General features: G+C 61.0%; 4 protein-coding genes. All 4 read right to left on the bottom strand.

The features are described from left to right. The coding region (locus tag A2J03_RS13560) for a restriction endonuclease (protein ID WP_197480752.1) at positions 1–342 on the bottom strand (342 nt) is incomplete at its 3' end. Between the two features lie 551 nt (positions 343–893). Further along, entirely contained in the window at positions 894–2636 is a 1743-nt protein-coding gene (locus A2J03_RS13555) for an AIPR family protein (protein WP_068374695.1), read from the bottom strand. Between the two features lie 97 nt (positions 2637–2733). Further along, positions 2734–4422, bottom strand: a complete 1689-nt coding sequence (locus A2J03_RS13550; RefSeq protein WP_197480751.1) for a DEAD/DEAH box helicase family protein — start codon at positions 4420–4422, stop codon at positions 2734–2736. Next, on the bottom strand, positions 4419–8860 hold a 4442-nt coding region (locus A2J03_RS13545; RefSeq protein WP_068374693.1), incomplete at its 5' end, for an AAA domain-containing protein. The genes A2J03_RS13545 and A2J03_RS13550, both read right to left, overlap by 4 nt.

Raw genomic sequence — 8860 nt, 5'->3', positions numbered from 1 at the left:
GGTGGTCGAGATGATCACGCGGTTCGTGAAGGGCTTCTTGCCCGACGCGGTGAAGAAGGAGTCGATGTCGCCCTTCGCCAAGGTGTGGGTGGGTTCGTAGAATTTGCATTGAATCGCGGTCAGTTCTCCGGTGTCGCTGTTGCGCGCGACGAGGTCGATCCCCGTATCAGGTTTACCGGCACGGTCGGGCCAGTCCATCCAGCGCCAGACCTGGTCGTACTCCTGACTGAGCATGGGGTCGAGCTGAAAGTACCGGACCATCAACTGCTCGAACTTCGTTCCTCGCTCCGAGTTCGACGGAGCCTGCCGAAACGCTTCGATTACCTCGTGCACAGTACCCACGCCAGAACCTCAATCACTTGACAAACTCTTGAACAGATCATTCTGCATGGCGTCGTACGTCAGGTGGTGCTGACTTGCCGCAGCCAATCGACCTGCCTCCTCACGCCTGCCGAGTTAGCGGCTCGATCATCCCCGCCTCTCACGGACGCACGAGGGACCGCCAGACCTACACCGTCTATCCGCCGCAGACCCCGAAATTTCACCGACAGTCGGAAGGCCGTGCTCCGGGGGTCGCAACTATGCAGTTCATGCGAATCACACCCATCCACCGGTTTGCGGCTGTGGGTACACGCGGCAGCGTACTCGCCAGCCGTTTGGCGCCAAGTAGCAAGCAGCGGTGCCGACGATTGTGGTCGTTCTCGATGTCCTCGATCGCGCCCCGGGCTCTGACCAGGCTGACCATTCTTCGTGAGTCTGCAATGAAAGCGCTTGCCGGGCGAGTCGGCCTTGCGCCCGTAGCTGCGCTAGTTGCTAGTCCGCAGGGCCGATACGAGAGTCGCAAAATACACACAGCCGAATTTGAAACTCAGCAAAACGCCAACTAACCAATATCACCTCTGTTTGACCAATACTGGATCTTCTGTACGAATCCTGCGGCTAACAGCAATCGCATACTTGGTGGCGGATTCTTGGGTGCGACAGAAGTCGCGGTCAAGAACGAGCGTCGAAGAGTAGCTTGTTGCGCCGTCTGACCAGATGGTGATCGCCTTGATGAGGCGCTCATCACTCGCAAGCAAAGTTCGCAGGTCAGCTACATATTTCTCAACCGCAGCGCTATTCTTGAAGTGTGGAGTCTTACCCTTAAGTGTTGCTCTTGAGATTCCGGCCATCATATGGAATTTTATCGGCTTGAGTTTCGCATCTATCTTGTCATTTCGAAACAAGAACTCGATTCTGCAAAAGAGCAGAGCTGAGATCCAAAACAGCCCGGGCGCATTGCTATCGATAAAGATTCGGGTACCGGCCTGATCGCGAAGATCGTTGTAGTATCGATTGGCTGTATGTGGTTGGTTTAGGTAGACCGCTCCAAACGAACGAATCATCTGCCGGATCGTAACCATCCTCCAAGCGCCTACGACAACCGAGCTGCCGGCCCATTGCTTTAGTCGACGCTCGTAGTAGAGCTTGAAATCATCGACATCGTCAACCGCTGTGAAATATTCTTCGATTCGCTTCTGCACTTCCGAGTTGGCCAGAAGGCTTTCGGCTGTGACCTGAGTTTGCTGATTCGTAGCCTGCGCGATACTTCGAGCGACCTCTGCGTCGCTGGTAGCGATCATTTTGACCGGCACAAATACATCGGGCAATGAATTTATGCCACCGAGTTCCATTGCAGCCTCATGCAGGACGTGAACGGTTTGACACCCGTTGACAACTTGATAATCCAACAGCCTGAAAGTATCGCCGGTGTTATTAATTTCTTGAGCAACGATAGTAACGCCATTATTGAAAACCGCAAACCTAGCCCGGTCAGAGCCAGTCAGCGTTTCGCTGATCTTTGTGTTCACGTCAACGTTACCCTGAAAGTCTCGAACGTTATCGTAAAAGATCGACTTCAGCATTCGAGTTGGCGATCCATCCACCGTCACCAAATTAAGCAACTCCTGGGCAGGCAACATTCCGATGTAGGCCTGGACGACTCCGTCAATCTGAGGCATTGACGCCTTTTTCTCAAATCGAATTGTCCGTGTAGTACCTTGATCGAGCTGTCGCCACCGAGCCTGCAGAGCGGCCGCGCCAACAAATTGGATATCTACCGAAGCAGTAAGAGAGAGCTGCATAATATCGGATCGTGAGCTCTCAGCTTTGCGCCTTATCGGCAATTCCGGATCGACACCGCTAGTCGTGACGTAGAACAACGAAAGCTTGGGATTGACTTTAAACATTTCGGCCCTGTCATATATTGCAGAAACCAGGAGGGATGCTGGAAACTCTTGAGTATCCAGCGAGCTTGATTTCTCAATTATCATACGGCAGGTGTCCGAAAAGTTTGAGAATTCGCTAGTCTTGAAGGATGGAGATGTCTTGAACTGAGCGAATACAAATTCGACACTGATAGTCCTAGCGCGCGCGCAAATTTCATCGAGTGCAATAACGTCAGTTACCAGTTCATCGTTGACTACCATTGCGAAGAGATCGTATCCCTGAATCCCGTCGCCGGCCAGAAAATCATCGATTGAGCTCTCAGGGTCATGACCGACCTCCGCGCGCAACAGGACAGAACCTGCAAAAGCTTCGAACTGCTGATGCTCCGGCCGTGCACCGATACCGGCCTCTTTCACGTAACGCTTCATGACTGACTCAGTAATACGATCCATAAATATCCCTCTACAGTTCTTCAATCCAATACAACATGACAAATATACGGAACTATTGAAACTTTCGGCTCTGTCAAGAGCTTCGAAACACAGTTAACAACCTCCCCGCTTCCCTCTCCAACGACTTCAACCCCCGCTTCTCGAGGCTGTCGATGAGCATGCGCTTGAGATTCATCTCCGCCGCCACCTGGGACACCGTCCGCGGCTTCGCCCCGTCTATCCCGTAACGCCGGATCAACACCGACGCCTCCCGCACATCGATGGCAGCCATGCACCGCAGGATCCCGTCGAGCTGATGCGGCGTCCCGTACTGCGCCTCCGACAGAATCTCCTTCACCGTCTTCGTTCTCGCCGCAGATACCGTCGTCGGGACCATCTTCGACTGCGGAATCACAATCGGCTCGATCGGGGTAGGCTCCACCGGCGGCTTTGGCAGGATCGGCGCCGACTGATCCAACCAGCTCGCCAACACCGCACCCGCATCAGCGAGCTCGACGTCCACGACCTCCTCGGCGACACCCGTCAACTCATCCAGAAACGCCTCATGCGCACCCAGAGACGGATCCTCGTTCGTCCCCGCCACATACATGATCACGAACGCCGCAGGCCGACCATCCGGCTTCAGCCGCAGAATCCGGCCCATCCGCTGAATCATCTGCCGCTTCGACGAACTGCTCGCGATGATCACCCCGACATCCACCGCCGGCACATCGATACCCTCGTCCAGCACCCGCGGCGCCACCAAAGACGTCAGCTCACCACTGCGGAATTGCTTCAGAATCCGCGTCCGCCCCACCCGATCCAAATGACTCGAATACTGATGCGCCGCAACCCCACCAGCCTTGAGCACCTCCGCGCCCTTCGCCGCAGACTCCTTCGTCTCCGAGAACACGATCGAGCGCTCCGACTTCGCCAACCCAGGCGTGATCGCCGCCAGCGCCTGCAACTTGCCCTCACAGTCCGCCAACAACGCCCGCCGCTTACTGAACGCAGACAGATACCTACTCGCCACACGACTCGCCGGCAGGTGCCGCTCCTTGCTCAGATCCACCGCGTTCTTCATGAACTCACCGAACGGCTCAGCAGCACAGCCATAGTCATAGATCAACGTGTTGCGCAGCGACTTCGCCTTCTCGTCCAAGTCCTGGAACTTCGTCGCTTCGTCAGCGGAGAACGGAACTGCGACCGTCATCACGCGCACCGGCGCAAGGATCCCGTCACGTCGCCCCCGCGCTGCATCGCAGCCCTTGACCAGGTTCTCGAAGTACGGCATAAGATGCGTATCGACACCGTCGTCCTGACGCTCCAACGTCGCTGTCAACCCGAGCCGCTCCTCGAAGCGGTTGATCAGCACCTTCGCAAACGAACCGGCACCGTAGCGATGCACCTCGTCCGCAACCAGCAGCGCACCCGTTCGAGGCATCGGCGCACCCGGCCGGATCGCCGACTGAATCGTCGTGATCAACACGTCGTACAGCCGGAAGGTGTCGTTGTGCCCATTCCCACGTCGCCCGATCCGCACACTCGGCAACGCCTTCACCATCGCCGTGTACCACTGCTCGAGCAGATCGATACTCGGCACCACCACCAACACCTGTCGACCACGACTGACCGAGTCCAGCGTCGCCGCCAACCCCACATGCGTCTTTCCGGTGCCGGTGACGGCCTCGACGATCGCGCGATAGCCGAACGACACCCACTTCTCGAACGCCTCTTTCTGCCAGTCCCGCAACCCCTCGGACCGGCTCGCAACCTGCGTCATAGCGTCAACCCCTGCGGCCGCACCCATTGCTCGACACCCTCATGTTTGCGTGTGACCAACTTCTTCAACACCACCAAATCCGACAACAATTGATCCGCCTTCGTCCGCGACAACCCCGTCACCCGCTGACACCGCTCCAACGTCAACGGAGCATTCGGACGTGCCGCAGCGATAGCAATCTCACGCGCTCCCGCCCACGACGCGACCGGCAATGCATCCAACTCGGCTTGCAGTGAACGACTTCCGGACACCACGACCGGCTCACTCGAAGCACCCGATGTACGACGCTTCCGTGGCATCACGTCCAGCGTCGGAGCCGGGGGTCTCTTCTTCGACGCTCTCAGCGCGTCGTCGCGAGACTTGATCTCCGCCAACGCCTCCTGCACGGCTTCGGGCGTGACCTCACAGTCCTCCACCGTCTGAGCGACGGAGAACTTGTTGCGTTTCTGCGAGTACCGAATGGCCGCAATGAGATCCTCACGCGGCATCGTCCGAACCGGCCTCGGTTCGGACACGTCGGTGTCGTCGAAATCGTCCACCGCCGCGTCATCGACGTCGTCGGTCTCGTCGGGCTCGTCGACTGTCTCGATGGCCTCCGGCAGCGGCGCGAGATCCACCTCGACGGTCCGGGACGGCGCGGGCGCTTCGACGGTGACGAGCTCGACTGCTTCCTCGTCGGGTTCGGCGTCGTCGGGATCACGCACCAACGCGATCGGCGTCCACGTCGACGTTTCCGATCCCTCGACGACCACCGCTACCTCGTCAGGCAGGACGCCGACCGAGTCGAGAAGTTCGGTGATGGTGTCGAGTGCACGTTCACGGTCCAGGGCGAAGTCCGACGCCCGGATCCGGTGGAACAGCCAGCCACAGCGTCGCAGTTCGAACTCGCGCTCCATACGGCTCAGCAGCTCGTCGGCGTCGACTGCACTGTCGTCGTCGCATTCGATCGCGACTCGGACAGCGGCGCCGGTGACCACCAGGTCGATGGTCATCTCGTTGACATCGACGCGTGGGTTGACGTGGTAGCCGCGCTCACGCAGCGCCAGGAAGACCTGCTGCTCGAACAGCGAACCGAAGTCCGGATGCGGTGCATCCGGCGAGACGGCGTCGGGCATCGCGGGGACCGGAACCGTCGGCGCAGCTTCGACGTAGGACAGCAGTGACCGTCGTAGATCGGTGGTTGCCAGGCTGTCGGCCGTGACGGAGTGGAACAGCCACAGCTGATCTCGTGCACGAGTCGCGGCGACGTTGAACCGCCGCTTGAACATGTCCGTCGTCAGCGCCTTCGACGACGAGCCGGGTGCGATGACCATCGACAGGAACATCACGTCACGTTCGTCGCCCTGGAAGTCCGGCGGTGTACCGACGCGGATGCGTCGCTCGTCGATCTGCTCGGACGGGATGCGCTCGAAGATCAGCGATCGGATCAGGTCGGCATGCGCTGCGCCCTGGAGGACGACGACGCCGAAGCTCTTGCCCTCGTAGTCGGGTTCGGCGAGGCAGAGCGCGAGCTGGTCGACGAGGGCGTTCGCCTCGGCTGCGTTGCTCAGTCGTGTGCTCGAACCAGTGGTGCTCGCATCCTCGACGAACGTACTGCGCAGCGGTGCAAGCCGATCCGCACCGAACTGTCGGACGGGCACCAGCGGCTGTTCGTTGTAGAACTGCGTCGACGACCATTGAATGATCTCCGGCATGGATCGGTAGTGCTCGCGTAGTCGCACGGCATCGCCGAATCGGGTGCGCAGCATCGAGAACAGACTCGACCGCGGAGTCAGCGTCATCCGGGTCGTGACAGGCACATCCGGCAGGAAGTAGTCGAGCCGCTCGATGACGGATTCGAGGGTGTAGTTCTGGATCGACGCCGGCGCACACTGCTTGTCATCGCCTACGACGATGACGCGCGGCGCCAACCACATCAGGAACATACTGGTGATCTCGGCCTGGCTGGCTTCGTCGACGATGACGACGTCGAACGCATTCTGCTGCGGCGGAATCGACGACAGAACCTGCGCGATCGGCATGACCCACGCGGGCACGACCGTCTGCGCATCCTGCATCGCCGCACGGGCTGCGACTCGGTACCGCTGCGCGAGGCTGCTGGTGCCGAGGCCAGCATTGGACATGTTCTCCTGATACGCCCGCAGTGCGGTGACTTCGCGACTCGTCATGCGCTGCAGGCATTCCTGCCACGCCTGCTCAGCGGCAAGTTGCGCCGTCAGTGAGGAGATTTCCTCGTCGAGGGCATCGAGTTCGGCGTCGAGATTGTCGTTCTGATCGGGCTGCTGCGCGGCCTCGATCGACTGCTTGGTCCAGCGCCAGGCCCAGGCCCGGGTGAAGGCGGGTGCGAGCGCGGACCAGTCGATCGTCGTGTCCTCGGACAGGGCGCGGGCGAGGGTGGGAGCATGTTCGGCCAAGTCGTCGAGCAGATCGGTGTTGTTGTTCTGTGGCTGGACGTAGCTGGCGAGCCGCTCGTAGTCGTCGATGTCGCCGGTTCTGATTGCGTCGGCGAGACCGTCGGGCACTGTCGGATCGGAGGCGAGCCGCTCCGCCAGGTTGGTCAGCTCGTCGCGTGCGGTGGATTCGTCGGAGCCACCGCTCAGCGCGGTGATGTCGTCGGCGAGAGCGACCGCCTCGGCGCGCGTCGTGACCGGCGGTAAGGATGGAACTACGGCACCGAGGGCCCCGACGAGTTCGTCACGTGCCGTTGCGATGCTGCCCGTCGCGAGCACCTGGTTCCATACGGTGTGGAGGGTGTCGACCTGCTGTTCGCGGGAGTCGGCGGGATCGATGGGCAGCTCGATACCGATGCTGCGCAACAGGTGTGCGGCATCGTCGACGGCCACGAGGGCGCGGAGGTGGTTGGTGACGAGCCGGAGTTCAGTGGCCTGGGTCGCGTCGGTGCCATCGACGGTTGCTCGTGCATCGAGCCCATCAACGGCCACCTGCTCACTGGACGTGCGCGTCGCGTCGAAGGAGCCGCTCTCGTAGAGCCTCGCAAGTGCGTCGAACGCGTTGAGTGCCTGCCGCGTGGCGACCTGCGTCGTCAAGTGATGGGACCCCACTGCGGCATTGGAACTGACGGCGACCGACAGCATCGCGGAGACGGTCTGCGCGCGGGACCACAACGTGCCCAGCGCGCCGGACAGAATCCCGTCGGCCAGGGCTGCATAGTCCGGACCGAGGGACTCGATGGCTCGTGCCCGGTCGGTGAGGGCTTGCGCCGACGGCAGAATGTACTGCAGCTGAATCGGATCGATGTCGTCGAACATCGATCCCGAGGCAGTTCCGGCGCGGGCGAACAGCGATCGGATCTCCTCGGCCGTCGGGAGTCTCGGTTCTTGGCTCTCCGTGAACAGCGAGGCGAAGGTTGCGTTGTCGACGGGTGCGGTTTCGGTGTGCAGCGGGCCGGGGATCCAGCCGAGTTCGTCTTGCTGGGAGTTGAGCGTGGTGACGATCGACGCGAGGGTTCCTGAATACGTCGGCGAGAACGTGTGGATCTCTGCTTCTGAGGATCGAGCGAGGCCGATCTGCTTGGTGAGCTTGTAGCGACGTTCTTTGGTGCCCATCCGCTTGGCCGCGAGGGAACGGATCTTGCGGGCCGACTCGGTGGCGTCGAACGCTGCTTTGCGGGTGGCGATGGTCGAGACGCTCTCGTCGAGCTCGGCCGATCCCCCACGCGCCATGTCTGTGACGGAGACGCAGAGGTCCTGAAGTTCGGCGGGCAGCTTGTCCTTGAGGACGCGCAACGCCTGGGCTTTCTCGCTGGTGACGAGGATGCGCTGGCCTTGAGCCATCAACGCGGACATCAGGTTTGCGATGGTGTGGGTTTTGCCGGTGCCGGGAGGGCCTTCGACGACGACGCCGGTGTCGTTCATGACGCGGTTGTAGATGCCGGCCTGGGCGCGGTTGGCGGGTAGCGGGAAGAGCGGTTCGGCGCTGGGGGTGTCGCTGACGTGGGATTCGAGCCAGTCGCGGCGGGTGTTGTCGTCGTGGGTCTCGACGAGTTGCGAGAGCCCGACGGGCACGGGTGCCCCCGCGTCCAAGGCCGCGAGCATTGCCTCGTAGTACGACGCGAGGGCGTAGGAGCCACGCTTGCGCAGGACGAGGGCCGGCGACATGCGCAGGGTGTCGGCGGTGGAGCCGACGGGTTTGTCGTGGTCGGCGATAACCGTCAACGGTTGCTTCAGCGCGGCGGTGGCCCACTGACCGAGCAGCCGCGGGATGTCGGCGGACAGCGAGGACGAGACCAGTTCGGACAGGCTCCGGTGCAGGGACTTCGAGCCGGCGCGGTCGAAGCCGGGCAGGTCGAGCAGGATCTGTACATCTTCGAGGCGCGGACTGCTGGCGGGTGCGACGGTGACGAGGAGGTCGCCGGTGGAGTCCTCGCGGCTGATGCTGGCCTGCTGGGTGATGAGGTGCGTCGCGACTGGTTGGTCGC

This window comes from Rhodococcus sp. EPR-157 (assembly GCF_001647195.1).
Taxonomy (GTDB): Bacteria; Actinomycetota; Actinomycetes; order Mycobacteriales; family Mycobacteriaceae; genus Rhodococcoides.
Note: the sequence above shows the minus strand (reverse complement) of the source record. Positions and strands in the feature narration are given on the sequence as shown.

Coding starts and splice junctions, on each gene's coding strand:
- A2J03_RS13555 (WP_068374695.1), bottom strand. CDS start 2,636: ATGAAGCGTTACGTGAAAGAGGCCGGTATCGGTGCACGGCCGGAGCAT.
- A2J03_RS13550 (WP_197480751.1), bottom strand. CDS start 4,422: ATGACGCAGGTTGCGAGCCGGTCCGAGGGGTTGCGGGACTGGCAGAAA.